Here is a 26,944-nt window from a genome sequence, read left to right as displayed (position 1 = left end):
GAACGTTCAATCTGCTCGGTACGGCGTACAGCCTCACGATACGGATCAAGATCCGACGATCATGGTGTCAGTCGTGAAGCAACCATGCACCCCAGCTGGAGTGAACAGTGGTGGCCCGTGGCCTATACGCGCGATCTTGACCCAACCCGTCCCCAGCGATTCACGCTTCTTGATCAAGATTTGGTGCTGTGGTGGGATGCTCCTGGCGACAGCTGGAGAGCCTTTAAAGATGTCTGCCCTCACCGACTTGTTCCATTGAGTGAAGGCCGGATCAATGAGGCCGGTCAATTGGAATGTCCATATCACGGTTGGAGTTTTGACGGGGAGGGTACGTGTCGGGCGATTCCTCAAATGGGGGAAGGAGCTCGCTCGCAAGCCCAGCGAACGGAATGTGGGAGCTTGCCCACTGCGATAGGCCAGGGATTGTTGTTTGTCTGGAGCGGCACGGCTACAGCTGCTGATCCTGCAGCGCTTCCCTTGGTTCCAGTTTTGAAGGAGCAGGGAGATGGTTGGGCGGATGGCTGGATTGTGCAAGACACATTCCGCGATTTGCCGATGGATGCTCTCACCCTCCTTGAGAATGTTTTGGATGTGAGTCATGTTCCCTTCACGCATCACCGCACCGTGGGCAAAAGGGAGAATGCCTCTCCAGTGGAGGCAGTGATCACCCGCGAGGACTCCCAAGGGTTTGAAGCGTTTTGGCAGGAGGGTCCTCGAAAGGGAAAGCTCGGTTCACAGGACACACATTTTCGAGCTCCCCAGTTGATGTGGCATGACCTCACGGCTAAGGGGTTTGCGCGCATTTTGACGGTGGTTTATGCCGTACCGATCAGCCGAGGGAAATGTCGTTTGTTTGCTCGGTTCCCCTTCCAGTTCAAGGCTGTTGCTCCTCGCGTCTTGGTGGGGTTGCGGCCTCGCTGGTTGCAGCACATCGGCAACCACAAGGTCTTAGAGGACGATCAGGTCTTTCTGCACTGGCAAGAAAGGGTCCTTGAAGCCGCTGGTGGCAGTGCTTCCGCTGAACAGGCTTTTGTCCTTCCCACATCAGCTGATGTGTATGTCAAGGCGCTACATCGCTGGGTCAACCGCGAAGGAGGTGGCCCCTTCGCTGGCCGGCCGCTGCCGCCGCGTCAGGATGTAGAGGTTTTAATGGATCGATATCACAGTCATACCAAGCACTGTCGCAGCTGCTCGGTTGCTCTGCGACGGATTCGTTCACTACGGCCTTGGCTCTGGGGTTCGCTGTGGCTGTCTGCCGTGTTGATCGGAGCGGGTCAGTTGAGTTGGCTGCTTTGGTTGGGTGTAACTCTCGCTGCACTGAGTGGTGTCTCGCTCCGCCAAACGTCTCGTTGGCAGCGGGGATTGCTCGTTGGGGATGGTCAGGCGCCCCGAAATCAGCGAATCTGAGAAGCTCTGTTCAATTACCACGATGATCAGTGTCACATCGCCTTGTCCCGAGAGCACGATCCTGGCTCTTGGTTTACGAGATTGGCCGATTTGGGGCTGCGACATCAGCAGATTCCCTTGGACCTATGACCAGCGCGAAACTTGCTTGTTGCTTGACGGGGATGTGACGGTGACTCCGGATGGCGGCGAGCCCGTGAGATTTGGGGCGGGAGATCTTGTTGTGTTTCCGAAGGGGATGAGCTGCACTTGGGAAGTTCACCAACCTGTGCGTAAGCATTACCAATTCGGTTAGGTGCAGCGAAACAGGCATTCCTAATCAAGCGTTGATTGTGATGGAGGTGGCTCAAATGTCTGAGTCTGAGCTCCACTGTGGGCCGCAGGGCCTCCAGCCAACGCGTACGAGCTCGCGCCAAAGTTGATCAGCTGTTTGCTGGCTCAAATGCACACGCGTCTTCAACAGGGGAGGGTCACCTGAAAGAGGTCGCCCTGAATCCACGAAGACGTGTGGATCACGGCTCCAACTTTTTTCATCGGGGTGGAAACGTTTCGTGTCCGTGGAGTTTGGATCCTGGATCCAGTCCTGGTGTGGCATGTCTTTCGAGGGCTGATGACAGAGTCATGCATCCACGCTTCAGCCTGGAAAGGGGCGTAGGGCGAACACGGAGCCAAGAATCTGTCGCTGGTACAGATGTTCTAGTTGAGTTCTGCGCGTGCGTCAACGCACTTTTTGTTTTTCTGGCTAAGGCTGAATCAGGCTGGCTGGATTCATCGTGGATATAGATGTCTGGGAAGCTGAGAGTGCATCGGCGCCTCTGCAAAAGGTCAAGAGAGTCCTGCTTGAGCCGGGTGCTGACGAACTTGTTTTAGAGGTCCTTCACTGCGGTCTTTGCCATAGCGACCTGTCGATGATCGACAACAGCTGGGGCATCAGCCAGTACCCGCTAGTCCCTGGCCATGAAGTTGTGGGCAGGGTGGTGTCTGTTGGCGCTGGCGTGGACTCAAGCGTGATCGGGCAGATTCGTGGCTTGGGCTGGATCAGTGGCAGTTGTTTTCGCTGCGATCAATGTTTGGCTGGAACCAGCAATCTTTGTCCGTCCCTGGAGGCGACGATTGTGGGCCGCCAGGGCGGGCTTGCCAGCCATGTCAAAGCCCACCAGGACTGGACAATTGTTCTGCCAAAAGGGATGGATCCTGCCGTGGCAGGACCGTTGTTCTGCGGTGGCATCACAGTTTTTGCTCCGCTTCTGGATGAGCAGGTGTCGCCTATGGCCCATGTGGCGGTTGTGGGGATTGGTGGACTCGGTCATATGGCGCTGCAGTTCGCTAAGGCCTGGGGGTGTGAGGTCACCGCTCTCACCACCGACCTCACCAAGGCTCATGAGGCCAGGGGGTTTGGGGCTCACAATGTGATGCTCTTAGAAGAGCTCCCCGCATTGGCTGGACGCTTCGATCTCGTGATTAACACCGCGAATCAACCGCTCGACTGGTCTGCCGTGATGGGATCTCTGGCCCCACGGGGTCGCTTGCATCAGCTGGGAGCCGTCTTGCAGCCCATACAAGTTGGTGCTTTCGATTTGATTTCCTTTCGTCGGTCGATCACGGGTAGTCCCACGTCGTCGCCTGGGAGTCTTCGAAAAATGATGGAGTTCTGCGTGAGGCATGCCATCAAACCTCAGGTGGAGCATCTTCCGTTCGATCAGGTCAATCAAGCGATTGAACGCTTGCATCGTGGTGATGTGCGTTACCGCTTCGTGCTTGATCAGACAGACGGCCTAATGGATGGCTGAGTCTGCGCTTGGTTGTCTGGTTGGTCTTGCAGAATCCATCATTCAGCACAACCAGAGGAGAGGAGTTCAGTCTCTAATTTCTCTCGCTTGGCCTGCCAAGTCGCAGATTCGTTAGACCACTTGTTTTTGAACTCTTCACTATTCCGTGCGCTGAGTTTGCAATTTAGATATTCAAATCGTCTGGAACCTGCTGCTCCTCCAATCCAAGATTGACTTTGAGATCCGCATTTCTTTTTGACGTGCTTTTTTCGTGCTTTTTTCAAGGACTCTTTCTCTTCAGCATTGATCCTGCTCAGCTTGGTTGAAAGGGTGTCGCAACTGGCATGAACTGAGCTGGATACTCCCAGCGCAAGCAGCAGCATCGGAAGGCAAAGATGTTGGGTTTTCATGCTGAATGCTGCATTCATAGATGGATCATCATCGCTCTATGGCTCTCGAATCTCAGGCCTGGATTTCTGATCGCGATGGCTTGGGATCGTGGTAGCGGTAGGGAGAGGCCATCCACTGTTGATGTGCTCCCCAAGACAAACCCTTGTGACTTCCTACCTGGTCCGATCAGATTTGATTTGTTGATGGAGACCTCTCGTTGATCGTCACCTCTAAAAAGATGGTTGATCCCAGCCAGTACCTTGTGACTGATGGTCACATTTACAAACGCATTGACATGCCAAATGCTCCCTCCAAGCAGTGGCGGCTTGAAGAATTAAATATTGAAGAAGCGATCCGGTCGATGATCTCCGATTTTGGAGGTCGCAGTGATGAGCCTTAATCACGTTGTGGAGACCCATACCGATTGAGCAAAGGCGACGTGATAGCGCAAAGAAGACTCAGCTCGAATGTGGCCAAACCTGGAAGCAATCTTTGGTGTTTGCCTAATCTTGTTGGATTGCTCTTAGTGGCTCAATCATGGATCGATGGGGGTTCGCCCTACCCCTCCCAGCACTGAGCTGGTGCATGAATTTGTAGGTCAGGTCATTGGACAGATTTTGATTAAGGTTTGGATCTTCAGCATCGAATTGCGCTGATAGGGCTCGATCCAACATGAAAGCACCAGAAGCCTTACTCGCTTATCTCCAACAAACCCCTGGCATGGAATCAGGTTCCAAGCGTTTGGTGTTGCTGTTCACTCAGCTGGGTGATTTCGACTCAATGGAATATGCCCAAGCCCTCGTGCCTACGCTCTCTCATTTGGAGCAGGTAGGAATCCAGACTTTGGGCATCGCGATCGGGGATCAAGCCGGTGCTGATCGTTTTTGCGTTTTTACCGGATTCCCAAGATCTCAGCTTCGGGTGGTTCCTGATGCAGAGCTGCATCGCAGTGTTGGTCTCTCACCCGGTCTTCAGGCTGCTGGCGGTCCTTGGCCATCCCTTTTGCTGATGTGTGCAGGGATTGGCTCGCCAGGCACTCTTGCTGAAGTGCTGAGGGGATATACGGGGGACCGCAGTGCACCAGCCCGTTTTGATGACTCTTCCCTGTTTCGCCTGGCTGGGGGCAGCGGATTCCAACGGCCATTTGAGCTGGCCACGGTTCGTCTTCGCAACATGAATGAAGTGCTCTCGAAGTGGGGGACTTATGTCCCCAACAACGCCTACATCACGCAGCGAGGCGGCACATTTCTTTTGGATGAGGATGATTCCGTTCTCTACGTCCACCGCGACAAGGGCATCTTGGGCTTCTCGGAAACAATGAATAAGCCGCTTACTTTCCTTGATCCTTGGCTGGATCGTGAGGACTGAAGGTGAGCACTGAAATGGATGCAGAGCAGCCGCTCCCTCCTTGGAGACCGCTCTTAACTGCGGCGCGTAAGAGAGAAGGTCGCTTACCGGGTGGTCGCTGGTTGCAGCTTGCAACTCTTTCCGTGGATGGTTACCCGAGGGTGCGCACGCTCGTGTTCCGCGATTGGAGTGCTGCGGCGACGCTAGATCTGCTCACGGACGCCCGAAGTGAGAAGTGCTTAGAGATTGAAAGAACGCCTGAGGTGGAGTTGTGCTGGTTGTTTCGTAAGGCCCGTGAGCAGTTTCGCCTTCGTGGAACGGCAACGATGATCTCTCCCACAGGGGATTCTGTGGATTTGGATCAGCACTGGAAGCGGCTCCCAGCTTCTGGCCGATCTGTCTGGGCTTGGCCTCCTCCCGGTGATCCGTTTGATCCTCAAGGCCCATGGCCGCAGGAGGTGTCAGATGATTCAGCTACGCCAGAGCATTTGCGCCTGCTTCGGATTTCGTTGCACCTCGTTGAGCAGCTCGATCTCAAGCCACACCCGCATTTGCGACGGTTGTGGACCTCTTCCAGGCAATGGCAAGAACAAAGGATTAATCCTTGAGTACCCAGAGTGCGAGTCCGCCTCCCCGTCCACGGGCCGCCATCCAGCCATCAGGGTTGCGTTCGATAAGAGCAAAAAAAGGCATACGTTTTTGATCTGGCGTGGGCAATACTTTTTTGAGCAAGACAATGCCACCAATGCGCAGCGCCAGCGAGTCGAAGTGAAAGATTAGTAGTGGGCGCTTTCCTTTCAAGAAACCTGGGCCTTGGAATTTGAGTTCAAGAGGTCCAAAGTTGACGGCGTTAGAAAGACGTATTTCACTGCTTTGCCCCTCGAAATCTGCTTCGATCTCCAGGCGGGCATCCAGGCTTCTCAGCATCCAGCTGCTGAATGGATTGGCGTTCTGGTCTCCCTTCGACCAAACCGTTTGTAAGTGCCAGCATCCCAACAGATCGCTGCTCTTGAGACCAGTGCCTGTCAGGCGGACGGCCTTTTCCCTGACATTCAGAATGGCGAAGTTCATGAGAGCGGGGAGGGAGCAAGGAGTCGTCGCATTGAAAAAATCTAAAGATGCTTCTGTTTTGGTGTTGAGTTAGACAACTCTTAAGAGGTTTTCAAGGGATGTTTTAACGATCGTGAATGGAATTCTTGGATGGGTGAATGTTGCTATCGGAATGATTCATCAAAAATGTTAATCCTCAAATGTATTGGCGAAAGTCAATTCTTTTGTGAAAAAGTTTTGATGCCATCTGAGGTGTACTTGTTTGAGGCGCCCGATGAGGCTCGCCTTGAATTCTGGTTGTTGAATGGCGGCGAGCCCATGCTGCACACCACGGCCGAGGCTAAGGACTATGCCCTCCTGAGCCACCACAGGCTGGGTGATCCTTGATCATGCATAGATCTGAATGTGGGCTATGGCCGATTTGCTCGCTGATTCTGTTGCCCTGAGTTGGGAGCAGCTAAAAGCTTTGGCTCCTGCTCCTGCGGAGCGTTGTGAAGGCCCAGCGAATGCCCAAGCCACATTGCGCTTGTTTGGACAGCCTGAGTCTCAGGTGCGAGTCACGTTGTTTCGTGATCATCATGCTTGGTGCCCCTATTGCCAGAAGGTATGGCTATGGCTGGAGTTTCGTCGAGTCCCCTATCGGATTCGAAAAGTCACCATGCGCTGCTACGGGCCGAAGGAGCCCTGGTTTACCGCCAAGGTGCCGTCAGGAATGCTTCCGGCCCTTGAGTTAGATGGACGGCTCCTCACAGAAAGTGATCGCATCCTGGAAGCGTTGGAGCATGCCTTTGGCGCTTTAGGCGCAGGGATGCATGACCAACGGGTGCGCCGGTTGCGCGATCTCGAGCGTCTTTTGTTTCGTGCTTGGTGCATGTGGCTTTGCACCCCCAGGCTGAACAATCGGCAGGAGGTTCAAGCGCGTGATCAGTTTCAGACTGTGGCTCGTCAAATGGAGGCGGCTCTCATGGCGGGAGGTGGCCATTGGCTTGATCCTGATTGTCCGGGTGGAGCTCACCCCGGAACGGCAGATCTGGTGTTCGTTCCTTACGTGGAGCGGATGAATGCCTCCTTGGCTTACTTCAAGGGCTTTGCACTTCGGCAAGAGCATCCAGGCATCGATCGATGGTTCAAGGCTTTGGAGCAGCTTTCGACCTATCGCGGTACCCAGAGTGATGTCCATACGCATGCCCACGACTTGCCCCCACAAATGGGTGGTTGTTGGAGTAATGGACGTCCTGAACAGCAAGCGATGGCGCGTGCGGTGGATCAAGGTGCTGGTCTCGCTGAACTCGAAACAAGCTGGTCAGCGCTGATCGATGACGACGGTGTGATGTCTTCTTACAGGGCACTAGAGAGAGTGTTGCGCCATCGTTCTGCGCTGATGGATCGCAACCCTCTTGGTGCTGCTTTTGATCAGCCTCTGCGGGCTGCACTGACCTCTTTAGTGTCAGGTGATCTTTGTCAGCCAAATGCTGACACTGCAAGCGGTCTGCGTTACTTGAGAGATCGAATTTCGGTGCCGAGAGATATGCCTCTGCAGAGTGCTCGGTTATTGAGAGCGGCCCTTGAAGCAACAGCAGCTCTTGATGGTGAGGCTCAATCAGCCCCACCGCCCTTTGAGCATCGTTTTGATCAAGACCCAAGGCCATTTTTGTCCCTGTGAGGGTTTGCGTTTGTTCCGGTGATCGCGATCCGGCAGGCTGGTTTCATATGTGAGATCACTATGTCGAGCGCTCAAGAGGCTCAAGCGGGCTCTGGTTTCGGAACCGGTAACGCTGGCAGGAGCAAGCGCAACAGAAAGAGCAAGCGCAAACATGGTCACTCCAACCATGGCCGCGAGCGGCAGCCCTTAGGTAGGGATCCTGATTATGAAGCGATTTGCGCGAGGCAGACCCTGGGCTTGGCTCTCTCGGGTCGGTTAACAGAACAGCTGGTGAAGAGGGTGCACAAAGCTCTCGCTGTGCAGCATCACCCAGATAAGGGTGGCGATCCCGAAACGATGACGCGTTTGAACAACGCCCGCGACGTGTTGCTCCAGCCTGAGATGTCAGACATCGTTGCGCCGTGACATCGAGGTTGACTTAAATACAGACTCTGGATGCTTTACGAATGCAGGTACTTCAGTCTGTTTCTATGGTTTGTTTAATTTTTTTTGGCAGTTGATTATTGAGAGTAGGAAAAGTCATGGATCCTAATTAGCCGTTCGTGTTTTTTATGCAGCAATGCTTGGTGGTGCATGAGCGATTGACCTGGATAGTCGGATTGGTAATTTTTGCAATGGAAGGAGGCCGATTTCGTCTCTTTTGACGCGCATGCTGGTCAACTGCCAACCGGAATTGATAATGATATGGAATTAATGTTTCGTGTTTTAGGATGTGGAGATAATTGCAGTATGCCTGAAGCTTGGACTTCTGCACAATGATGCTGTTAAGGCAATTTCAAGGGAGATTAAGCAATGGTTTCGATGCTTACTGGAGAGGAGTTTACGTATACGTTTAAGAGCGAAATTTCCATGCTTCAGCTCGATGGCTATAAGGCGCTTCAGGAGAAAATTAATCATGTTGCCATGAAGTTTGAGGGTTATCTTGGGCAGGATCTTGGCTTCTCCCCACTTCCATCAAGTAGTGGATACCTTTGTACTGCAAGAGTAACGTTTGTCAGTCTTCAGCTTTGCTTGGCTTGGTTGGATAGTACTGAGCGTCGTCAGATCTTAAATGAGGCAGAGGCTTCACTTGGTTATAAGTATTATTCGTTGTTAGAGCCTCATTCTTTTGATCAGTGGCTCAACTGTCGAAAAGGTATGCAAACACCTATTTGGAAAATTAATTTATTAGTTTGGTTGGCGCTTTATCCTTCAGTGATGATTCTGATTGTGATTGGTCAGAATACCTTGGATGTTCTGCCCTTGCCGCTAAATATGTTAATCAGTAATGCCATTACTGTTGCAGTAACGGGTTGGTGGCTTGTGCCATGGTTGAGCCAGCGTTATAGCGGTTGGTTGCAGACTAATAGTAAACGCTTGAATTTGATCTATTCTTCTTCTGTACTTGGCCTTCTTCTTTTGTTTTTGTTGCTTTTTAGCGCCTTGTGGAATGGCTAAAAGTAGACATATGACCTACTTGTGGCCAATGTTCCTACGTCTTTAATTGTTGCCTATTCTGGCAATCAATCAAGATTGTATTTTTCCTCCTTTCGCATGCGTCTAGGGTGATAAGCATGACAATCTCTCTGTCACCTAATGATTGCTTTAAGGCTTTAGGCAAAGGTAAATATTATCTCTGTGATTAGGTTGATACAAGTAAGTGAAGTAATAATTTATCCCTGTCTTTAGGGCGGTCAATTACTATCGTTTTAAGCTAAAGTGTGAGGGTGACCATCAAGCTTTCTGTTGAAATAGATTTTTTGTTGGCTGGTTTTGGTTTCTGCATGCGAATAATTTTTGTGAGCAGAATTTTTGCAATCTATTGTTGCTGATAAAGCTTAAGTGAAATGTAAAAGATGTTTTTGTGATGAGATTTATAGAGATAAATACCAGCGGATCACATCTGCAACTTGGCCTGCAGGTCCATGACCACTAATCAGTTCTCCGATGATGGCAGCCATAAAACCCAACATCGCCACTCTTCCGTTGAGTCGTTCAACAAAGCCCAAGGATCCTTGATTCCAGGGGCGTTTCGTCGTTAGGCCTTCACCGAAAGCTTCTAAAGGTTCGTACTGAAAATTTTGGGGTGACAAATCGTCTCCATCAAATCTCCGATGACTGTATGCAGAGATCCAGCTTCTTTTCATAAGCTTGGGACACCCTTAGGCCCGAACCCATGGACTCTGTTCGTTTAAAAGCACTTTTTACTAAACCCTATGGACAGTCGGCACCCACGGAGTCTCAATGGAGAGAGTTGTATGACGATCAGGTTCTCTTTCAGGATCCAACTCAGGAGCGTCAAGGCATTGATGCCTACATCGCTGCTCAAGATGGTTTGATGAAGCGGTGCGACGACATTTATCTTGTACCTGGCGCAATATCCGTCAATGAAAATATTGCTTTTATTGAATGGGAAATGGGCTTAAAAATTAAGGGAATAGAATTTATATACCCTGGTGTTTCTCGGCTAAAGATCAACGCTGAGGGAAAGGTCATCAGCCACAGGGATTATTTTGATTTTATTGGTCCCACTTTTGGTCCAGTCCCAGTCCTTGGCGGTTTCGTCAGATGGCTCTATAAGAAATTTGTGGATTGATCACCATTAGGGGGCTGCACAAATTTGACCTCGCTCTGGCAGGTTCAACGCGTAGAAGAATTTTGGGGTGAACGGCTTTGGCTCAGCTTCCAAAACGTGAGGCTGGTCACGGCAGCTCCAAAACCGAGGAAGACTGTGATCAACGCTTCGCTTGACATGTTAAGCATTCGTTACAAATGTCATCATGGCGCATCCGCTAGCCGTGCGCGAGTGAGTAATTATTCCTAATTGCCTCGCCCCTAGCTACGCACTTCTTCACAAAGGAGCGTGTTTTGATTAGGGTGTGTTGAGAAACGTAAACCAAATGCTGAGATCCATTGCGACGAAACCTTTTCTCTCGGATTTCGGAATTCTGATTCTGCGTGTCGTCACAGGCACCCTTCTCATTCACCATGGTTACGAGAAGTTGGCCAATATCGAGAATTTTGCTGACGCATTCGTCCGCCCACTTCACCTCCCCTTCCCAATCCTTCTCTCATATGTAGCCGCTTTTTCTGAAGTTATCGGTAGTTGGCTGTTGATTACGGGTTTCCTGACACGCTTCGGTGCACTGGCGATCATGGGAACGATCTCAGTTGCCATCTATCACGCCATCATCACAGCAGGATTCAACATCTATTTGCTGGAGCTACTGGGTCTGTACTTCGGGGCCGCCGTGGCGATTTTGGCTGTAGGCCCAGGACTGTTCGCAATTGACGAATTGATTGTGCGCCGCTTTAGTCCTGAGCTAGAGCGTGAGCAGTCTGGCTCCATCGACACAGTTGTATCAGAAGGTGGAGCTGCTTAGCTTTTAGTCAGTCTCATGGAAGGGTGAAGCCGGACTGGAGATGTTTGACGTCGAGCATGACCCAGCTCAGCCAAATCACCACGCCAATCACCCCTGACACTGCAGCAAATTTGCCTACGTTGCGAAGTAGCAGTTCGCCAACACTCATCTCTCGCAAGGTTCTGTCCCGATCAGCCTCCATCCTGCTTGATCAGTGACACCAATGACCATTCCTCTTAATTCCCCCTCAGTCAGCCTTTTGATTGTGGGGGTTTTCTTTGGGGTTCTTCAGGTCTGGTGGATTCGCTCCTTGTGGTTTAGAAATGCAGCGCGTCAAAAAGCTCAACCCTTGAGCTCCAAACAGTTTCGAAAGGATTTGGAACGAATATTCAAGAATGAATTCTGAGTCCTCAGGCAGGTTCTTCCCCATGATTGAGGACGCGTCACGTGTCTATTGGTTGGATGGGCTCTCTTCAAATCTATGAATTGGAGTCAGACCAGATTCCAATCGTGACCGATTGGTCCCGACGCGAGGGATTTGCTCCAGGTCTTGGGGACATTGAGATTTATCGGCATACCGATCGTCAGGGGTTGTGGATTGCCTGGCTTGATCGCGAGCCGATTGGTTGCATTGCGGGCGTTCGTTACAACCTTGATTATGGATTTATTGGCCTCTATCTCGTTGTTCCACATCAGAGAGGTCATGGCTATGGAAAACAGCTTTGGAAGCATGCTCTCGACCACCTTGCTGACCTCACCTGTATCGGATTAGAGGCAGCCCCGGCTCGAATTTTGGACTATGCGGGCTGGGGATTTGAATCGTCTTCAATGACCACCCGATGGAGCTGCTTCAACAAGGGTGAATTAGATGACTTATGGGGCGGTCTTCCACCCGGTTTGCAGGTGGTGGAGGGAAGCGATGTGCCTTCAGAAGCTGTTCAGCTGTATGACGCTCAGCGGGAGCCAAGCCCCAGACCCCACTTTCTTGCCGATTGGCTTGGACACCAATCGGGTCAGGTTCTTGCCCTTCTTGATGAGAACGGCAACTGCCACGGATTTGGCCGTATTCGCCCTTGCCTTTTGCAAGATGGAGAAGGTTGGCGGATCGGTCCACTCCTCGCTGATTCTCCTGGCTTAGCCGCGTATCTTATCCGGAAGCTTCAACAACGCCACCCAGGGGCATTATTGATTGATACCCCTGGATTTAATTCTGCAGCGAAAGAGCTCATGCTTACGCTCGGATTTAGGGCTGAATCGGAAACAATGCGGATGTATCGAGGTGGTTTACCAGAAGTTGATTTAACTGATGTTTTTGCTTTGGCCTGTCTGGAATTGGGTTGAGTGGCTTGGCTTTACTTCTTAGCCGCATAGACGACGGCTCCACCTGCAACGAGCGTCAGGGCGCCAGTGGTAAGTAGGAATCCAACCAACAGGGTGAAACCAATCAAGGAACCAAGCAGCGACATCTTGATGCGTAGAAGCTTGGACTTCATCAACATCACCATCAAGATCATGATGGTGGCTTTGAGGCCAGCCACCTTGCCGGCATTGATCAGGCAGAACGGATTAACAGGAAGCATTTTTTCGCATTTTAGGTTTCGCCGATTCTGACGAGTTTGATCTCTCATCTGTGAGATCTTCCATCGCGAGCATCCGCCATCGATGATGGATGGCATGTGTGGACGTTTTTCACTCACTGCGGATGCTCTTCAGCTCCCGGCGGCGATTCGGGAGCGAATGGATGATGTGCATCTCTCGCGCTATGCACCACGGCAACTGATCCGCCCTTCTGAACCCGTGTTGGGATTGCGTCGTGAGGAGTGCAAGACCGAAGCCGCGCTCATGCTTTGGGGCTTGATTCCTTCCTGGGCGAAAGACCCCTCCGCAGGACCTCGCCCCATCAATGCTCGCTCTGAAACCGTTGCCGAGAAAGCGAGCTTTCGAGCAGCCTGGCGCCACCGGCGATGTTTGATTCCAGCCACTGGATTTTTCGAAAAAAACTATTTGGTTCGCCGTCGAGATCAAGGTTCCTTTTGGATGGCTGGGTTGTGGGAGCGCTGGCTTGGTTCGGATGGAAGTGAACTTGACACCTGCACGATTCTCACCACGGCACCGAATTCTCTGATTCAGCCGCTGCACGATCGAATGCCTGTTTTGATTCCTGATGGTCTGGAAGAGGCATGGCTGGCCGTTGCTGATGGCCATGACCTCCGCGCTTTAGAACCACTCCTGATGGGTTGGGATCCTCAAGGTTGGATTGTTGAACCGATTCAATCGAGCGGGAACCAACCATCTCCATCTGCTGTCCAGGGTTCGCTGTTTGACATCCAGTGATCCCCGCTCCTTGCTGATCAATCTCGAATTCGTTGCTCCCTGAGGCGTCGCATGCTGTTGCGGGGCATGATCCGATTGTCTTTGAGTGAACGAAGAGGGGCGTCTCGATTCGCTGTTCTTGGGTTCAAGCTGATGAGCGCCATCAAAGCAATCAAGCCCAGCAATGTGATCCCAGACCGAATCGGTGAGATCATTTTCAATCCTCCACTGACGTCACCACATTCTGTTCGAGTGGTAGTAATTCATCGTCGTCGTTTGCACGAGTACGAACAGGAGCATTGAACCCACGAGCTCGTGGGTTCTTGACCTCAAAAGGGCCTGGAGTGCCTCTGGGCACAGCGAGTCGGAGGGCGAATGGATGGGCTCCTGGGTCTACATCTCCAATCGATCCAACACGTGTGCGGTTTTGAAGCACTGGCTCACCGCTGCGATCAAGAATGCGTGCATAAACATCTGTATCGACAACAGCGCGTTTGCTTGGATTATCGACTGTGCCGCTGAGCACGTAGCAGCTGGCTCCCTCAGGACTTGTGATGTTGTTGCGCGTATTCCCTTGCGCCTGTCCTGGTTGTGCCCCTGGGTCACTGGCATCGCAAGGAGCTAAGGCCACGTCACTCAACCGCAGTTCAGCTGCCAGAACGGGGGTACTGATCAGCAAACACATTGCGATCAGAAGTGAAATAAGTGAGCGCTGAATCATGGCTTGGACGGGGTTCAGATCTGCACCATGCCGCAGCGCATGCCTTTAAGGACAGCTTGCACCCGATTGTTGACCCCAAGAATTTTTAGCAGTCGCTTGGTGTAAGTCCGTGAGGTTTGTTCACTCACGGTTAAGGCCTCTGCAATCTCCCGATCTGTCATTCCCTGTGCAAGAAGATCGAGAACTTCATATTCTCTCGGCGTGAGTCTGGGACAGCTCAAATAGGGCAAATGACCTGAGCGAAGAGAGGCACTCCGGTAGGAGTGGTGCCCTAAGACCGCGAGCACAGCTGCCTCAAGGGGCTTGCGATCTTCAATGATGTCGGCTTCCGCGACAACCGCTTCAAGCCAGGAGGCGTTGGCGTATTCAACAGGGATGGCATCTCCGAGAGCCAGGACGACGACCTTGAGCGAAGGTTGCTGCTCGCGTGCTTTGCGAGTTAATTCGAAACCATTTCCCTTTTCCAGCCGATCGGTGCAAATCAGAAGCTCAAAGGGTTCTTTTTCTAGGTATTTAATACAACTGTCTTCATCAGTTACTGCACAGCCAATGCATCCTGTGTCTTGAAATGAATCACAAAAACAACGGAGAAAAAAGCGCCCCTTCATCGCAAGGGCGACCTTCCCTGTCACCGTGACCGTAAGAAGGCGATCTTCATTTTCGCGCTGCTCTTGGTTCTGGATATAGGGGGTCAGATCCATGGTCCGGACATCTTTAAGCGCAGGAACGTTCTCAGCGATCCTCGCAAAAAATTTACGACGTCATCGGTTCGATGGGGGCTTAGTCGTCATAAACGAGGCATTCAGGGGCATCGGGATTAATTTCGCAATGCAACTCCAAAGGAGAGGGGTCTTTATGCTCATCAGGGTGGTTTCGCTTATAGGTCTCGAGCCTTTCAAGTTCTTCTTTTAGATGAGCTTGTTTGCCAGCATCACCATCTCTCTTTGCTTTTTCAAGATCTGCTCGGTCTTTGGAGATATGGTTTTCAATGCTTTCCATATAGAAATCAAATGATCATTCAATATTCAAAGCTTTCCGGCTTTGGGCAGATACCCCCAGATGGGGACCTTTGAATTGACCCCAAATGGGGGTCGAAGAGATGTCCTTTGCTAAGGCAATGTGAAGTTGATTCACAATAAGGCTTAGCTAATGAGCACGAGCCCAGCAATCACGATTGGAGAATTAGAAGCAAAGTATCCCCTTTATTGCAAGGCGATGCGTCTTTTGCTTTCAGAAGGCCGCTCACCCCTGCAAATGAAGAAAACTTTGTGTTGGGAAAGGCTGGAGACACTACACCTGTCTCTCCCTCGTCGTTATAAGGCTCCTTCGCATTTGTTACGTCTTATCCAGAGGGATTTGGGAGATTAAAAACTCGTCTCAGGGAGATCTAATGACTTTCTGATTAACGACTTTTTCTTTTACTTGGGTTAATTGCTGCTGTATCGGCAAGCATTTGCAAGAAGAGGTGTTCTGGATTTAAGTATTGGTTTGGCATTGCTTCGTGGAGTCTGCTCAGTCGATTCCAGCAAACAGTCTTTTGAGCCTTCTCCATTGAGGATCCATCCTGAATGAGAATTTGTAATGCTTTTAAATAGATCGATTGCTGATCACGTAGTTCGGAAATGCTTTGAGTGGTGCTGAATGTTGGAGTGGTCATGATGCGCAAGTCTCGGATAGAAGTTCATGTGCAGTTTGCTTAGGTAAAGATAGTGGGTGGAGTTCTGAACTAATGGACCTTGTGCCGCAGCATCCTTCAAGGATGACCCTGCTACCTAATAAGACGATTGTGAACGTCCATCCATCCATTGAGAAAGTCATTTTTTTGCTTCGAGAGGGCCCTTGTACTGAGCTGTGGATGGAGCATGCTCTATGTAAGGCGATTTTGTTAGTCCCTATTTGGGGGTGATTAGTGGCCTATTCATGAGCTAACAATCACGAGATGATGGATTTTTGGTTGGTTATGTCAGCCTTGATCTTTGCTGATATTGGAGAGTGCAATGGCTCGTTTGTTTCACATTTGAATCTTCAGGGCCACCAGGATCTGCTCAATGAAAAATGAGAGTTCTTAAAGATTATCTGCTAGTTGCTAGAATGTTTGCTTTATATTGCAATAGTAAGCCTAGTCTCTAATAGGCTTAACAATAAGCGACTACGGCACTCACGATTGGATGATTTGAAGGCATTACTGGTTCTCTAGCCACTGCTACAGGAGGAAAGGTTTGCTTTTGCTGTCTTTAGAGCAACCTCGCAAGCCGATCGATCCTCCGCATCGATATCCCCCTGACTTCCATTTAGTCGTGCTTCCAGGAAGGCAATTTCGTCGATCCAATAGTCTTTGCCTTTTGCAGAATCGTTGCTCATCTGAGGTTTCTGGCTGCAGATTCATTCTCTCTTCTTTGCGAGCAATTTGCAATCTCCCCCCTTGGCCTCCAGTATATTTTGCTTACCAGAGTTGAAATTTTGTTGTATCAGTAGAAGATGCGGACAGTTTTTGGCTAAGAGCAACGGCTGCTAGCACTGGTGCAACCACACCTATGACAATTGTCTTGGTTATGAGCTGCTGCAGCTCATTGTGTTTGGATTGGCCATAGTGAAAGCCCTTAATTGCACTCGTCATCGGTATGATTGCATTCTAATAATCGTACCGAATCATGTTTTCTTGATCTTAGAGTTGGCTGAAAGTTCTATTAAGTGCCAATGAATAATGATATTTTCCAATATATGAATCAATCCTTTGAGCTTGTCTTCCTTGCATTGAAAATGTGTTTTAACCACTCCTATTGTTCTCAATATGATCGATGAGATCAATTCAGTACAAGTTGAATCGCGCGGCGGCTGCTGTCGATGGCCAAGACAATGGCTAGTCCTCGTAAGCAACGCACCAAAACTAATGAATCAAAAAGATCGAGGCGTCTCGCAGTCCATTGAGCAGCTATTGCCGCAACGCTGCCCAGAGTGAGTCCCATCCAGGGAATCCCCCGTCCTTCGTGCAGAAATTGGAGTGACGCTGCACTGGCTGAGCAGAGCACGGCCACTGTGCTCAGGCGAATGGCCCGATGGATAGGGACTGCAAAAGGCCCACTCATGAGTGGTACGAGAACGAGTCCCCCCCCGAGGCCAAGCATTCCTGCTGTCCAGCCCGCGATGCAGCCCACTCCAGCTAGCAGGGGCGCGGGCGTTTCTTCTGGTTCCAAGCAGAGTGGTTTCTCGAGCTCTTGCTCTATCTCTGCGTCTTCGATTTTTTCTTCGGCTTCGTCTGTTTCTGCATCTTCATTTGTCTCAGCTTTTGGCGCCTCTTTGATGGAAAAAGCCAACAACACATACACCGCTGTCTGCATGGCTAACAGCATCCATCCAGCAGCAAGGCCACCGAGTCCTCCAAAGATCAACGCTGATCCGAAGCCTGCTAGGCCAATGGCTAAAGCCGACCTTGTTGGCAGGCTTCCACTTTGCAGGTGCACGATTGTCCCAGCTAAAGCGGTTGGCACAATCGCAAAGCTGCTAGTAGCGAGTGCCTGATGAGGCGGCAGGTTGAGCCAGAGCAGAACAGGAGCAAAGATCAAACCGCCGCCGATTCCTAACAATCCAGCCAAGCCTCCTGCCAGGAGTCCGAGGCTGATCAAGATCGGTATATCCCACCAAGGCACCACGGCGACTGTTCCAGTGCGCTCTCAGCATGCTGTGAATGGCTGTCGCAATGGGGCTGATGCGTTCAGATGGTTACTGATTTTGTTGAAAAGTGGCGGTATGAACCACGCAGTTGCCCCAAGACCCTTAGAAAGGATAGAATATAAGTCAGTAGGTGAAAAATGAATCCGGCTAAACAGCATCGCAAGTTACATAAACTTCTCTCAAAGGCTGAAGTGTGTCTCACGAGAGACGAAGCTCAGAAAATCTTGAAGAAAGCTGCAAAAACTCAACGCAAACTTGAAAAAGGTCCTTCACCTGAAACTGGTGAAGAACCAAATTTGCAAATTAGTACCATATAGTATTTTAATAAGTGCCAGTTTCGCAATGCTGAACTTCAGTAAATGTTGGAAGAGAACAGTATTTTAATAATAGTTTTTATCAATTAAATCGCTTCAATTGACTGCACATTTAAAAGAGAGACATAGCTTTGATCTTTGAAACTTTTTTGGGGTCTAATCCCTGAAGATCATTGGCTTCGATCAGATCTCTTTTCATCATTTCAGCGAGAGAGAAGAGAATGGTGTCGTAGTTGAAATCCATTCTTCCTTCTAACTCGAATCTCTCCGTACTGAGATAGTCGTGAAGTGAGCAAACAGATTCGAGTGAGTTCAGAGACTGACTCTTGTTTTGGATGGCACTAATCAAAACGGTCACAGCGCGCTCGTTGCCTTTGAGGAAGGCTTTACGAGCAATCTCTGTTTCGGTGGAAGGCCAGTCAACTTGCGTCATGACGAGAATCAAAAGGGATGGTGTTAGCCGGTGGTTCAGGCCGTCTGACTCAATGGGGATCGTTGACGCAGACGCGGAAGATCAAACCAGGGTGTGGACGGTGATAGGTGATGTTCGCGATGATATCCAAAGTGATAGCAAGCTGCGAACGAGAGCAATGGATGAACCGTCAGACTTCTAGGTGTTTGACGATGAGGATTGTTCTTGTTGAGGTGGTGGGGAAACCAAGTGCCTACGAAAAAGAGCTGCAGAGCGCTCAAAATCAGAGGAAGAGTACAGAAAAGCGTGACCGATAAAATGGCTTGTTGGCCTGTTGACGGAATGAGAGTGATAAGGACCAACCAACACGAAATCAAAATCGTGAGCGGTCTAACACTCATGTACCGCCTGAGAAAGTCCCAGAACCAGCGCAAGGCTGAATGGTCTGGGTGATTGAGATAATCAGGGTCTCGTTCGGTTTCAGCCTTTAAATGGTGAAGATCGTGATTGCTCTTGCATCGTTGATAACTGAGACCCGCATAAAGAATGAGGGAAGCAGTACCAATGAAGTTGTTTAATTTAGAACGGTTTGGTGAGAGGGTTCCATGCATGGCGTCATGGCCGATGATGAATAATCCCGTCTGTACAAATGTTCTCAATAAAACAAGAGGGATTAATGTTGAGATCGGCAGTAAATCAAGATTTAACGAAAGACATCCCACGAGTGAAATGAGCCAAATCGCTGTGATTACTGCTGCGAACACTAATCCGAGATCACGCTGCTGATCAGATTCAGCTACCACCAAGTTTCAGGAGTTCGGCTGGTGATGCCAAGAGATCGATGGCAACAAAATAGATCTTATCGTTTTCGTCTAGCAGGAAACGCCAGGCAACATTCATGCCAACTTCTCCTCCAAACCAAGGAGTTTGAACCTGTCCCGTGACTTTAATTTGATTAAAACCACCATCCGTGGGTTCTCCGTAACCACCTTGAGGCAGCAGTTTTAGGTTCTGACAGTCCCGCTTGAAGAACTTGAGAATGGCATCTGTTCCAACGATCGGCCTTTGAAATGGTGGTTGGAGAGCACCATCAGATAAGAATAATTTAATCAGACCGTCAAAATCGTTGGAATTGAGTAGTTCCATGTAATCCAGAATCGTTTGATTCAAGACTCCAGGAATGAAAACTTTTACGCGAGCTTCTGCAGGTGTGGGCTCAACGATCGGTTCGGAAACAATCGCTGAATCGTCGTTGTCAGGGTCAAAACCCATGTCAACAACAAAGTTTCGCAGAATACTGATTTGTTGGCCTTGCTCAACTTTCTTGACGGACTCAAGAACAGCGTTGGCGTTGGAAGACAATTTATAACCTTCGGGAATCGGTGCGACTTTCCCTTGATTCATCAGTTCACCAAGTTCGTACCAGAAACCGAGCTTTACGTTGATCGACCAGAAGGCATAACGCGTAGAAATAGGAGCATCCACTTTTCCAGCTAAGTCGCACATCACGCGGCTTTGCTCGCTGAAACCCATCCCAGTAATTTCATCGAGTGTTGGCTGTGCGATTGCCATTCGTGCGGCACCCGGAGCAGCAACAGTGATCGTGCGTCCCATCTCTAGATAGGCGAACCAGATAAGGGCGAGTTGATCCTCTGCACTTAGCAACTTGTAGCGGGCAGTGATGGCCGGGACTGCATCTGCTGTACGTGTATCTGGGAATATCTGCGCGGCCTTATCGATCGTAAACATGGAAGTACCGCGCCTGAAGATGAAGATAGTGTAACACTCTGTATCGTTGGGGTCGCGCTTGAGACGTTGATTTGGTACGAGCTAAATCATTTGGCTGCGAATGATGCTGTCCCACACATTGGTGGGGAGCAATTTTTGAATAACGACAGATTCCGAACGGTGGCCGCATCGATAACGCGCATTCGGTGCGCGAGCCTCAAGGGCCTTTCTGATGGTTTTAGCAACGACATCCGCTGGAGATGCACGCCTAAACCCTTCCATCCAGTTTTGCTCCACTTTTCTCATCATTGCTGTCCAAGCCGGATCGCTTTGGGCTTCAAGCATGGATGCCTTAGCGATATTTTCGAAGCCGGTGGCAATTAAGCCTGGTTCGACAATGACGACTTGGATTCCGAATTGATGAAGCTCAAGACGCAAGGCGTCGCTAAGGGCCTCAAGCGCATACTTGCTTGCTGCATACCAACCGGACCCAGGGGTCACAAATCGTCCGGCAATCGATGACACATTGATGATTCGCCCTTTGCCATGCTTCCTCATTTCCGGCAAAACCATTTGGGTGAGACCGATGAGCCCGAAGACGTTTACCTCAAAAAGACTCTGAGCTGATTGTATTGGCATGGTTTCGATCGGTCCTACCTCTCCAAACCCTGCATTGTTTACAAGGGCATCAAGAACTCCAAATTGTTCATGAACATGCGTGACAAGGGATTGCCTTGATTGGATGTCCGTGATGTCGAGGGGAAAGATTTCGGCACCTGAAGCGCAAAGATCAGTCATCTCATCAGTTCTCCGTGCTGCCGCGATGACCTTCCACCCATGAAGGAGGAGGAGTTGAGCAGTTGCTTTACCAATCCCGCTGGATGCCCCTGTGATCAATACGGTGCGTTGAGGCTTGGTCATCCAGCCTTGATATGGAAGAGTGCGCTCAGGCTGACAGCGATGTCATGAAACAGCTTCCAGGTCGCACGCGACCTCGTTGGCAGCAACAACTTATTTCAGGTCTTGTGATTGGCTTGGGATTGGTGGTGATGGTGGCGTTGCTACCCATCTTGTTGCCGATCATGTTGATCGCTGGGTTGCTTGCCGCACTAGCCCTGATCCCGATCCTGCGTCAATTGCGCAGTGAACTCGAGCAACTGGATCAAGTGCAGAAAACATCTGCCGAACGGATTCCAACGGATGTCACTCCCTGGCAGCAAAAATTATGGGACCAATGGAAAGCGTCGCTTAATCGGCGCTCATAGGGCGCTGTCGTCGTCAGCGGTTCGAACGACGGAGATGGTTCGAGATCCGAATTCATCAAGAGCTGCAGCCCAAGCTGCTGCATGGTCTGAGGCAAACACTGTGATGGAGCCGACACTCTCACCCGTGAGTTTGAAAAAAACGGTGAATCGCTGGGACATCGTTCTCCAGTCGATTCCAATGTCACTGTGGCATTTTGAGCACGATCACCGCCTCATGTCCGCACATTTTCGCTAGAGAAGGGTCAGAAAAGTTCTAGCGGACAACATTTCCTATGCAGACCCCATCTCAGATGCGTTCGGTGACCCCAGGCGGGCCTGAAGGAGGACTGGTCGCGATCCTTGGTCTCGTCTTAGCTGCTTTGTTGTTGCTTTCTCAGGCTTTATTTGTGGTGCCAGCTGGTGAAGTTGCTGTTGTGACAACACTTGGTAAGGTCAGTGGCTCGTCACGCCAGCCTGGTTTGAACACCAAGCTTCCCCTGGTGCAGCAGGTTTGGCCTTTCAGTGTTCGCACCCAGGTTCGCCCTGAAAATTTTGCAACTCTCACAAAGGATTTGCAGGTGATTGAGGCCACGGCCACAATCAAATACGCGTTGCGTGCTGATCAAGCTGGTCGTGCTTACAGCACGATTGCGAGCAGTGATCGTGATATTTATCCTCGAATTATTCAGCCTTCCTTGCTGAAAGCACTTAAATCTGTGTTTTCTCAATATGAATTGGTCACAATCGCATCTGAGTGGAATGATATTTCGACTCTTGTAGCAGAAACGGTTGCTGATGAGCTTGATCAATTTGACTACGTCAAGGTGTTAGGCCTTGATCTCACTGGACTAGAAATTGCCGAAGAATATCGTGCAGCGATTGAGCAGAAACAGATTGCTGAGCAACAACTTCTCAGGGCTCAAACCGAGGTGCTTATTGCTGAGCAAGAGGCTTTGCGCTACGACACTTTGAATAAAAGTCTTGATGATCGTGTGTTGTACAAATTATTCCTTGATAAGTGGGACGGTATGACTCAAGTTGTTCCTGGTTTGCCTGGCACCAATGGTGGAATGCCTTCCGTAATCGTTGGATCACGCAAATAGTCACTTAGCTGGTCTATGGGTTAAAACATTAATAAAATGAATGTTGCAAATCTTTTGTGATATTCATTTTATTAATTCAAATTGTTGAAGTCTTGGGCTTTAGGTCTTGGGTTGAGGGTATAACTTATCGCAGGATGCAGAAATTGTATTTATTGTATGTTTTCTTAAAATCTGTAATGTGCACACAGCGATGACCTTTGTTTTCGATGAAGAACGGCCTCGAGCAACATGTTCGCTTTTTTCTTGCTGAAAAACCTTTAAAATTTCGAGTACCAGGTTTGTTTGAATAACCTGCTCCAAGTCACCATTGGTGGTTTTGTTCGATTTTTAACCCTGAATTATGAGGTGAGTGGGTGAATCGTCGTGTGGTGAGGGGTGTTTTCGTGGTGTTGCTCCTGGGTGTGCTCACGTATTGTGCATCCAAAACTCAAGTGCGTGTTCGCTATCGGGTTGTGCCACAACGCTCGCCAGAACGGTTTCAGCTTCCGAAGCAAACTCCTTCGCAGCATGGGCTGTTGTTGTAGGAATCAAGACAATATTTGAGCCTGGCTTGAGATTGTCTTCAAAAGACAATGGTTGAACTTGCCAGTTTTTGAATTGTGCTAATCGAATTCGGTGTGAAGAGAGAGTCGGCTTGAGCAGTTGTTGAGGTTAGCGGGTGTTTTTATTTCATCTTTTCGTGCGATGTCCGCGCCCTTTTTTACTGGAGCTACATCGCCATTGAATTAAAAAGCATTGAGCTGTGTAACAGCAAGCTCACCTTGTCCACGAACGGTCGTTCAAGTCACTTAGAAGAGTCTTGACCTGTATCGAGCTTCAGCCATGCAGAATAGTTTCAGCAGGGAACTTGCTCAATCACTCGTGGTCATGCTCTTGGAGATGCAGGCAGAGATTCGCGAGTTCTCATATCAAATGGATCTTGAGGAGCAGCGCTGTCAAGCTGCTCAAGCACGATCTGGGTCTACAGGTAGTCCTTTTAGTGTGAGCGCTAATTGACGGGCTGCGAGCAACCCCGGGTATAGAAAACTGGCTCGTTTGCTATTACCAAAGAGTCCGTTCAGTAAAGCCAACAAATGATCGCTTGGTTTGAGTTGACTGCAGAGAACAGAGATAGCTTCGCTTCCATGCCAGATCTGATCTCCGTCGATCAACACAGCTCCTTGACTCAAATTGAATCCCCGTCGACGCAAGTCGTTGCGAAGATCATCGTCGAGCCTTCCGTCTCGGATCATTAGATCTGGAATGCCACCTTTTAGTTCGCTGCGCAGGGCAAATGCTTCGCAGAAAGGACAGCCACCGTCGTAAACCAGCGTTTTCAGCAACCCCTCCAACCGTTCGTTCGGTAAGTTGATGTGATTGACAGTAATTTAGATGGCGGACAAGGAGCTACTCAAAGAGGTCGGACAGGAACTGTGGGGGTCTGTCAAGAAGCTCCGCCCCGGCTTGCCTCGTGAATCTCGTTTGGAGCTCACCCTCAAGGCACTGATGGTGATTGGCGATCTGTCTGATCAAATTCAGGCTGCAGTTGTTGTAGGGCTTATTGCGGAGCAAGAACCGCCCGAAAACGAACCTGAGGGCAAAGATGTCACAACCAGTGCTGACAGCGAGCCGGAGGTGGAGCAAACACCGGATGGTCGTCGCGTGGTGCGTCGTCGCTCGCGTGCTGCCGGTTAAGCAGAAAAGGAATGCTTGATCAGCATCAGCCGATCGAGCATTTTTTGGCCTTGGATCTTGTATTTCCTATGAATGTGCTGTTCCAAGGGGCAAGAAAGCCCTGCAACATCTGTGTTGCAGGGCTTTCTATTAGCGATTAGCTCGTTACGTGCGTTAGTTCAGCAAAGCCTTCCCTCGGCTGTGAATGTTGCGGGCGTACTCAGTCCACGTGCCTTGGCCCCAATAGCGAAAACAGCTTGTTTCCAGTAAAAGCAGGTGCAGAAGTGCTTTTTGATATCTCTCATCCTTCGTGAACGATGGATTTTCTTCTGTCTGCTGGTCGAAACGTTGATGAAAGGCTGCGCTGAGTTGGTTCATCGGCTCCAAAACGTTGTCGTACCCCTCAACCCAACTGAGGTTGTTGGTCCAAGAGGCCCCCTCCATTGAGAAGCCATTGTTATTGGCTTTGAGTTCTTCGATTGCGGCGTTGACAGTCTCACGATTCGAATCGCTTCCTACCTGTTGCCATAGCCGGTGCTGCTGCACCGCCTGCACTTCGGGGAAATCGGTCGCCGTTACTCCTGCCTGTTCGAGAAGCTCAAGCCATTCGCTTCCGTTGATTGCCACCGTTTGGGTGTGCCCCTCTCCCACTGGGTTTTGCTGGCGCGCTTTGCGGTGTGCTTGAAGAAACGCTTCCGGGAATTCATTCATCATCACCCCCCCGTTTTCGCCATCAGCGATTTGCGTCACCACTGATGGAATGTGCCTGCTTCCAAGCGGTTGTTGTTCAAGGGTGAGCGCCTCGTAATAGGGCTGCATTTGGCCCACAAGTTTGGTGTCAGAACCTTGTGTCTTGATTAATACAGTGATCCTTGCGGTGTCTCCTGTTGAGCTCCTTGCGACCAGTTGATTGGGGAGGTACCTCTGTGCATGGCTAAGAGGTGAGCCATCCGGGTTTTCTACGCTGTGTTCTTGAACCATCAACCAGCTGTAACCGCAATCAAGAAGAGCCTGGATGAAGGCATGAAGAGTATCTGGGTGGTTTGGAAGATGCATTTCGGGGGGTGAAAACCCTTTCACCCGTTTGAGCGCGTCCTCGCCGAAAAGATCAACGAACTGGTGCTGCCAAGCACTGATCTGAAGCTTGAGATCGGGAATTGGTGTGGATGGAGCCACCGCATGGCTCCAGAACGTACCTAGCCATTCCACATGGCGTTGCATGTCTGGATCACAGGCGAGATAGCGCAGCGCGTCTGTGATGTCTTTACGCCCCATCTGGTGAACTCCCCAGAGGAGGTTGCCGGAATAATCGAGCATGATCCGGGGATTGCATCCTTCGCTGATCAGCTGCGGTATGAGATCAGCCATGCGTCGGTAGCACTGGGCGAAGGGTTCCGCGTTGTGGTTGTCTCCCTCTCCCTGGTTCTCAACCATGTATTGCAGATGGGAAACCAGTTCTCCGCTTCTTCCTGCCGGGATTGTTGGCTGATGCATGTGCAGCGCACAGGCGAACGCTGAGCGGATCCCCTCAATCCGCAGATTTGTGTGCTGGATCCAGACAGGCTCGCGATTTTGCAAAAGGGAATGCAGATCGGTTTCTCGGCCAGCGATTGCTGGAGATTGGTGTTGTGTCATGGCTTGATTCGTACTCCATCGAGGCTTGGACGTCATGTCACGATCGATTCAGCAGCTCATTTCTGTTCTTGGGTTTCGCTTGCATGGGGTCTCATTGTGGTTTCCTTTCGTGATTCACTAACGGAGAAAAGGGGCATGGGCTATCTGTTTTGAGCGCTCTCCATTCATTTTTGGAACACTTGCAACGCGATGCTCGGTTGCAAAGCCGCGTCCAGTCAGCAATGACAGCAGCTGAGGTTGCGATGATCGCTCAGGAGCTTGGTTACGCCGTTTCAGGAAGTGAGCTCCTGTTGCTATCTGGCAAGTCACTGACAGGGATGCGGGTTGTTCGTATCGATCATCCTGGTGAATACCCACACCGTTATTGAGTGAAGCTGCTGAGTACAAACACTGATGTTTCTGAGAGATGGCATGCGCCATAACGAAAGAGCCCGATGGGAAGGGCTTAGATCAAGTCCAATGAATGCGTCTCGTGGGCCGTGGCCGGGGGGTTACGGCCTTTTCATTGGTCTGTTGTATCCATGGTGGAGGATTTCTGTTCGTCGTCTGTTATTCCCTTGAATGTGCTGAAAGCTTGAAAAATCGCGGTTATTTGTCTTTATCACCACATGAATCATGCCTGATCCCGAAGACTTCTGATGTATATGCGTGGTTTGCACCATGTTTTGCAGGTTGGGTGCATAAGTTGAGTACATACGAAACGTCATTGATGTACAGAATTCAAGAACTGAGCTCTTCCGGCTGGACGGATCATGGAGCCAGAACAACTGAAATTGAGGCCTTTTGGGCTGCTCATGCCCTCAGCCAGCAGGAAGGACAATCTGCGAGAGTCCTCAACCCTTTGGATGAGATGGTTTGCATCATGAACCGCTCTGGATCGACTGCGATCCAAACTGATCACGAATTGGTGGCTTAACCGATGGCTTATTTCAGTCACTACAAACATTTCACGATTCGCTACAAGATGTCTGATGGCAGCAAGCAGGAGGCTTGTTTCTATGCCTCTGACGCTTGGGAGGCCCGCATCCTTGCTATGGAGTTTTACGAGCACATTCGGCGATGGCCCAACAGCATCGACTTAATCCATGAAGTGGGTTGTCGCTTCTGATCATGGCCAGCCGAATCGCCCATTAAGTCAAGAAATGGCAACGAATGGGGCCAGAGGCATGAACTGGCTCCAAGATT

42 protein-coding genes are annotated in these 26,944 nt (G+C 50.3%); 21 read left to right on the top strand and 21 right to left on the bottom strand.

The genetic code is table 11. The annotated features are described in order from the left end of the window. The first annotated feature begins 84 nt into the window (after positions 1-84). Positions 85-1,407 carry a Rieske 2Fe-2S domain-containing protein gene (locus tag SynMVIR181_RS08325; protein ID WP_186590578.1) on the top strand — a complete coding sequence of 441 codons (1,323 nt, stop codon included), beginning with the start codon at positions 85-87 and terminating at the stop codon, positions 1,405-1,407. Continuing rightward, positions 1,376-1,699, top strand: coding sequence for a cupin domain-containing protein (locus tag SynMVIR181_RS08320; RefSeq protein WP_186588901.1), 324 nt, complete (start codon positions 1,376-1,378; stop codon positions 1,697-1,699). The genes SynMVIR181_RS08325 and SynMVIR181_RS08320 overlap by 32 nt, the downstream gene beginning before the upstream one ends. Positions 1,700-1,750: 51 nt before the next feature. On the opposite strand, the gene SynMVIR181_RS08315 is transcribed toward SynMVIR181_RS08320, so the two are convergent. Continuing rightward, complete coding sequence (locus tag SynMVIR181_RS08315; RefSeq protein ID WP_186588900.1) at positions 1,751-1,999, bottom strand: DUF1651 domain-containing protein; 249 nt, start codon at positions 1,997-1,999, stop codon at positions 1,751-1,753. Positions 2,000-2,177: 178 nt separating this feature from the next. Here SynMVIR181_RS08315 and SynMVIR181_RS08310 point away from each other — a divergent pair, with 178 nt between their 5' ends. After that, positions 2,178-3,194, top strand: coding sequence for an NAD(P)-dependent alcohol dehydrogenase (locus SynMVIR181_RS08310; RefSeq protein WP_186588899.1), 1,017 nt, complete (start codon positions 2,178-2,180; stop codon positions 3,192-3,194). 38 nt (positions 3,195-3,232) lie between these two features. Here the strand turns inward: SynMVIR181_RS08310 and SynMVIR181_RS08305 are convergent, their stop codons facing one another. After that, positions 3,233-3,556: a hypothetical protein gene (locus tag SynMVIR181_RS08305; protein WP_186588898.1), complete on the bottom strand. Its 324-nt coding sequence runs from the start codon at positions 3,554-3,556 to the stop codon at positions 3,233-3,235. 224 nt (positions 3,557-3,780) lie between these two features. On the opposite strand from SynMVIR181_RS08305, the gene SynMVIR181_RS08300 reads away from it, so the two are divergent. From SynMVIR181_RS08300 to SynMVIR181_RS08290, 3 genes are all read left to right on the top strand, one after another. After that, on the top strand, positions 3,781-3,963 hold the full coding sequence (locus tag SynMVIR181_RS08300) for a hypothetical protein (RefSeq protein WP_186525729.1): 183 nt from the start codon (positions 3,781-3,783) through the stop codon (positions 3,961-3,963). Between the two features lie 272 nt (positions 3,964-4,235). After that, entirely contained in the window at positions 4,236-4,931 is a 696-nt protein-coding gene (locus SynMVIR181_RS08295) for an AhpC/TSA family protein (protein ID WP_186588897.1), read from the top strand. Between the two features lie 2 nt (positions 4,932-4,933). Continuing rightward, a complete protein-coding gene (locus SynMVIR181_RS08290) occupies positions 4,934-5,518 on the top strand; it encodes a pyridoxamine 5'-phosphate oxidase family protein (RefSeq protein WP_370593838.1) in 585 nt (194 codons plus the stop codon). Here the strand turns inward: SynMVIR181_RS08290 and SynMVIR181_RS08285 are convergent. Beyond that, positions 5,508-5,981, bottom strand: coding sequence for a hypothetical protein (locus SynMVIR181_RS08285; protein WP_186588896.1), 474 nt, complete (start codon positions 5,979-5,981; stop codon positions 5,508-5,510). The genes SynMVIR181_RS08290 and SynMVIR181_RS08285 overlap by 11 nt on opposite strands. A gap of 129 nt (positions 5,982-6,110) precedes the next feature. On the opposite strand from SynMVIR181_RS08285, the gene SynMVIR181_RS08280 reads away from it, so the two are divergent. From SynMVIR181_RS08280 to SynMVIR181_RS08265, 4 genes are all read left to right on the top strand, one after another. Further along, positions 6,111-6,347 carry a DUF1830 domain-containing protein gene (locus SynMVIR181_RS08280; protein WP_186588895.1) on the top strand — a complete coding sequence of 79 codons (237 nt, stop codon included), beginning with the start codon at positions 6,111-6,113 and terminating at the stop codon, positions 6,345-6,347. A 25-nt stretch (positions 6,348-6,372) separates the two neighbouring features. Beyond that, positions 6,373-7,623 carry a glutathione S-transferase gene (locus SynMVIR181_RS08275; protein ID WP_186588894.1) on the top strand — a complete coding sequence of 417 codons (1,251 nt, stop codon included), beginning with the start codon at positions 6,373-6,375 and terminating at the stop codon, positions 7,621-7,623. Between the two features lie 60 nt (positions 7,624-7,683). Beyond that, on the top strand, positions 7,684-8,028 hold the full coding sequence (locus SynMVIR181_RS08270; protein WP_186588893.1) for a molecular chaperone DnaJ: 345 nt from the start codon (positions 7,684-7,686) through the stop codon (positions 8,026-8,028). Positions 8,029-8,415: 387 nt separating this feature from the next. Next, complete coding sequence (locus SynMVIR181_RS08265) at positions 8,416-9,060, top strand: hypothetical protein (protein ID WP_186588892.1); 645 nt, start codon at positions 8,416-8,418, stop codon at positions 9,058-9,060. A 416-nt stretch (positions 9,061-9,476) separates the two neighbouring features. Here SynMVIR181_RS08265 and SynMVIR181_RS08260 read toward each other — a convergent pair whose 3' ends face one another. Next, on the bottom strand, positions 9,477-9,695 hold the full coding sequence (locus tag SynMVIR181_RS08260) for a chlorophyll a/b-binding protein (protein ID WP_186515851.1): 219 nt from the start codon (positions 9,693-9,695) through the stop codon (positions 9,477-9,479). 83 nt (positions 9,696-9,778) lie between these two features. Between SynMVIR181_RS08260 and SynMVIR181_RS08255 the strand changes: the two genes are divergently transcribed. Together SynMVIR181_RS08255 and SynMVIR181_RS08250 are read left to right on the top strand one after the other, a co-directional pair. Beyond that, positions 9,779-10,198 (top strand): nuclear transport factor 2 family protein, encoded by a 420-nt coding sequence (locus tag SynMVIR181_RS08255; protein ID WP_186588891.1) that lies wholly within the window; start codon positions 9,779-9,781, stop codon positions 10,196-10,198. Positions 10,199-10,502: 304 nt separating this feature from the next. Then, positions 10,503-10,985, top strand: coding sequence for a DoxX family protein (locus SynMVIR181_RS08250; protein WP_186588890.1), 483 nt, complete (start codon positions 10,503-10,505; stop codon positions 10,983-10,985). 13 nt (positions 10,986-10,998) lie between these two features. On the opposite strand, the gene SynMVIR181_RS08245 is transcribed toward SynMVIR181_RS08250, so the two are convergent. Further along, positions 10,999-11,166, bottom strand: coding sequence for a hypothetical protein (locus SynMVIR181_RS08245; RefSeq protein ID WP_186523223.1), 168 nt, complete (start codon positions 11,164-11,166; stop codon positions 10,999-11,001). A gap of 260 nt (positions 11,167-11,426) precedes the next feature. Between SynMVIR181_RS08245 and SynMVIR181_RS08240 the strand changes: the two genes are divergently transcribed. Continuing rightward, positions 11,427-12,305 (top strand): GNAT family N-acetyltransferase, encoded by an 879-nt coding sequence (locus SynMVIR181_RS08240; RefSeq protein WP_186588889.1) that lies wholly within the window; start codon positions 11,427-11,429, stop codon positions 12,303-12,305. Positions 12,306-12,316: 11 nt separating this feature from the next. On the opposite strand, the gene SynMVIR181_RS08235 is transcribed toward SynMVIR181_RS08240, so the two are convergent. Then, complete coding sequence (locus SynMVIR181_RS08235) at positions 12,317-12,544, bottom strand: hypothetical protein (RefSeq protein WP_186523218.1); 228 nt, start codon at positions 12,542-12,544, stop codon at positions 12,317-12,319. Positions 12,545-12,638: 94 nt separating this feature from the next. Between SynMVIR181_RS08235 and SynMVIR181_RS08230 the strand changes: the two genes are divergently transcribed. Further along, a complete protein-coding gene (locus SynMVIR181_RS08230) occupies positions 12,639-13,298 on the top strand; it encodes an SOS response-associated peptidase (protein ID WP_186590576.1) in 660 nt (219 codons plus the stop codon). A gap of 17 nt (positions 13,299-13,315) precedes the next feature. Here the strand turns inward: SynMVIR181_RS08230 and SynMVIR181_RS08225 are convergent, their stop codons facing one another. From SynMVIR181_RS08225 to SynMVIR181_RS08210, 4 genes are all read right to left on the bottom strand, one after another. Continuing rightward, positions 13,316-13,492, bottom strand: a complete 177-nt coding sequence (locus SynMVIR181_RS08225) for a hypothetical protein (RefSeq protein ID WP_186588888.1) — start codon at positions 13,490-13,492, stop codon at positions 13,316-13,318. A gap of 2 nt (positions 13,493-13,494) precedes the next feature. Then, on the bottom strand, positions 13,495-13,998 hold the full coding sequence (locus SynMVIR181_RS08220; RefSeq protein WP_186523215.1) for a hypothetical protein: 504 nt from the start codon (positions 13,996-13,998) through the stop codon (positions 13,495-13,497). A 14-nt stretch (positions 13,999-14,012) separates the two neighbouring features. Beyond that, entirely contained in the window at positions 14,013-14,699 is a 687-nt protein-coding gene (locus SynMVIR181_RS08215; protein WP_186588887.1) for a response regulator transcription factor, read from the bottom strand. A 79-nt stretch (positions 14,700-14,778) separates the two neighbouring features. Next, on the bottom strand, positions 14,779-14,997 hold the full coding sequence (locus tag SynMVIR181_RS08210; protein WP_186588886.1) for a CP12 domain-containing protein: 219 nt from the start codon (positions 14,995-14,997) through the stop codon (positions 14,779-14,781). Between the two features lie 150 nt (positions 14,998-15,147). On the opposite strand from SynMVIR181_RS08210, the gene SynMVIR181_RS08205 reads away from it, so the two are divergent. After that, positions 15,148-15,366: a DUF3136 domain-containing protein gene (locus SynMVIR181_RS08205; protein WP_186588885.1), complete on the top strand. Its 219-nt coding sequence runs from the start codon at positions 15,148-15,150 to the stop codon at positions 15,364-15,366. 34 nt (positions 15,367-15,400) lie between these two features. Here the strand turns inward: SynMVIR181_RS08205 and SynMVIR181_RS08200 are convergent, their stop codons facing one another. The 7 genes from SynMVIR181_RS08200 to SynMVIR181_RS08170 form a co-directional block, all read right to left on the bottom strand. Beyond that, complete coding sequence (locus SynMVIR181_RS08200; RefSeq protein ID WP_186588884.1) at positions 15,401-15,655, bottom strand: DUF3136 domain-containing protein; 255 nt, start codon at positions 15,653-15,655, stop codon at positions 15,401-15,403. A gap of 536 nt (positions 15,656-16,191) precedes the next feature. Next, positions 16,192-16,359 carry a hypothetical protein gene (locus SynMVIR181_RS08195; RefSeq protein WP_186588883.1) on the bottom strand — a complete coding sequence of 56 codons (168 nt, stop codon included), beginning with the start codon at positions 16,357-16,359 and terminating at the stop codon, positions 16,192-16,194. 443 nt (positions 16,360-16,802) lie between these two features. Then, the gene (locus SynMVIR181_RS08190; RefSeq protein WP_186588882.1) at positions 16,803-17,648 is read right to left on the bottom strand and encodes a sulfite exporter TauE/SafE family protein; all 846 of its coding nucleotides are present in this window, start codon (positions 17,646-17,648) and stop codon (positions 16,803-16,805) included. A gap of 448 nt (positions 17,649-18,096) precedes the next feature. After that, positions 18,097-18,417 (bottom strand): hypothetical protein, encoded by a 321-nt coding sequence (locus SynMVIR181_RS08185; RefSeq protein WP_186590575.1) that lies wholly within the window; start codon positions 18,415-18,417, stop codon positions 18,097-18,099. A 35-nt stretch (positions 18,418-18,452) separates the two neighbouring features. After that, complete coding sequence (locus SynMVIR181_RS08180) at positions 18,453-19,118, bottom strand: fatty acid desaturase (RefSeq protein ID WP_255444513.1); 666 nt, start codon at positions 19,116-19,118, stop codon at positions 18,453-18,455. Between the two features lie 70 nt (positions 19,119-19,188). Next, positions 19,189-20,145, bottom strand: a complete 957-nt coding sequence (locus SynMVIR181_RS08175) for an orange carotenoid-binding protein (protein WP_186523204.1) — start codon at positions 20,143-20,145, stop codon at positions 19,189-19,191. An 81-nt stretch (positions 20,146-20,226) separates the two neighbouring features. Then, a complete protein-coding gene (locus SynMVIR181_RS08170; RefSeq protein WP_186588880.1) occupies positions 20,227-21,045 on the bottom strand; it encodes an SDR family NAD(P)-dependent oxidoreductase in 819 nt (272 codons plus the stop codon). Positions 21,046-21,089: 44 nt separating this feature from the next. On the opposite strand from SynMVIR181_RS08170, the gene SynMVIR181_RS08165 reads away from it, so the two are divergent. Continuing rightward, entirely contained in the window at positions 21,090-21,389 is a 300-nt protein-coding gene (locus SynMVIR181_RS08165) for a hypothetical protein (protein ID WP_255444221.1), read from the top strand. Here the strand turns inward: SynMVIR181_RS08165 and SynMVIR181_RS08160 are convergent. Next, complete coding sequence (locus SynMVIR181_RS08160) at positions 21,384-21,548, bottom strand: hypothetical protein (RefSeq protein ID WP_186523186.1); 165 nt, start codon at positions 21,546-21,548, stop codon at positions 21,384-21,386. The two genes, SynMVIR181_RS08165 and SynMVIR181_RS08160, sit on opposite strands and share 6 nt — an antisense overlap. A gap of 113 nt (positions 21,549-21,661) precedes the next feature. Between SynMVIR181_RS08160 and SynMVIR181_RS08155 the strand changes: the two genes are divergently transcribed. After that, on the top strand, positions 21,662-22,471 hold the full coding sequence (locus SynMVIR181_RS08155) for a prohibitin family protein (protein WP_255444220.1): 810 nt from the start codon (positions 21,662-21,664) through the stop codon (positions 22,469-22,471). Positions 22,472-22,876: 405 nt separating this feature from the next. On the opposite strand, the gene SynMVIR181_RS08150 is transcribed toward SynMVIR181_RS08155, so the two are convergent. After that, a complete protein-coding gene (locus tag SynMVIR181_RS08150; protein WP_186588878.1) occupies positions 22,877-23,044 on the bottom strand; it encodes a hypothetical protein in 168 nt (55 codons plus the stop codon). 371 nt (positions 23,045-23,415) lie between these two features. Next, the gene (locus SynMVIR181_RS08145) at positions 23,416-23,793 is read right to left on the bottom strand and encodes a DCC1-like thiol-disulfide oxidoreductase family protein (protein WP_186588877.1); all 378 of its coding nucleotides are present in this window, start codon (positions 23,791-23,793) and stop codon (positions 23,416-23,418) included. 49 nt (positions 23,794-23,842) lie between these two features. Between SynMVIR181_RS08145 and SynMVIR181_RS08140 the strand changes: the two genes are divergently transcribed. Next, a complete protein-coding gene (locus tag SynMVIR181_RS08140; protein WP_186588876.1) occupies positions 23,843-24,145 on the top strand; it encodes a TIGR03894 family protein in 303 nt (100 codons plus the stop codon). Positions 24,146-24,298: 153 nt separating this feature from the next. On the opposite strand, the gene SynMVIR181_RS08135 is transcribed toward SynMVIR181_RS08140, so the two are convergent. Further along, on the bottom strand, positions 24,299-25,759 hold the full coding sequence (locus SynMVIR181_RS08135; RefSeq protein ID WP_186590574.1) for a glycosyl hydrolase family 57: 1,461 nt from the start codon (positions 25,757-25,759) through the stop codon (positions 24,299-24,301). A 149-nt stretch (positions 25,760-25,908) separates the two neighbouring features. On the opposite strand from SynMVIR181_RS08135, the gene SynMVIR181_RS08130 reads away from it, so the two are divergent. From SynMVIR181_RS08130 to SynMVIR181_RS08120, 3 genes are all read left to right on the top strand, one after another. Beyond that, positions 25,909-26,127, top strand: a complete 219-nt coding sequence (locus SynMVIR181_RS08130; protein ID WP_186523180.1) for a Nif11-like leader peptide family natural product precursor — start codon at positions 25,909-25,911, stop codon at positions 26,125-26,127. A 104-nt stretch (positions 26,128-26,231) separates the two neighbouring features. Next, positions 26,232-26,675 carry a hypothetical protein gene (locus SynMVIR181_RS08125; RefSeq protein WP_222929410.1) on the top strand — a complete coding sequence of 148 codons (444 nt, stop codon included), beginning with the start codon at positions 26,232-26,234 and terminating at the stop codon, positions 26,673-26,675. 3 nt (positions 26,676-26,678) lie between these two features. After that, positions 26,679-26,867 carry a hypothetical protein gene (locus SynMVIR181_RS08120; RefSeq protein WP_006853144.1) on the top strand — a complete coding sequence of 63 codons (189 nt, stop codon included), beginning with the start codon at positions 26,679-26,681 and terminating at the stop codon, positions 26,865-26,867. The last annotated feature ends 77 nt before the right edge of the window (positions 26,868-26,944 follow it).

The organism is Synechococcus sp. MVIR-18-1 (genome assembly GCF_014279835.1).
In the GTDB taxonomy this organism is placed as follows: domain Bacteria; phylum Cyanobacteriota; class Cyanobacteriia; order PCC-6307; family Cyanobiaceae; genus Synechococcus_C.
Note: the sequence above shows the minus strand (reverse complement) of the source record. Positions and strands in the feature narration are given on the sequence as shown.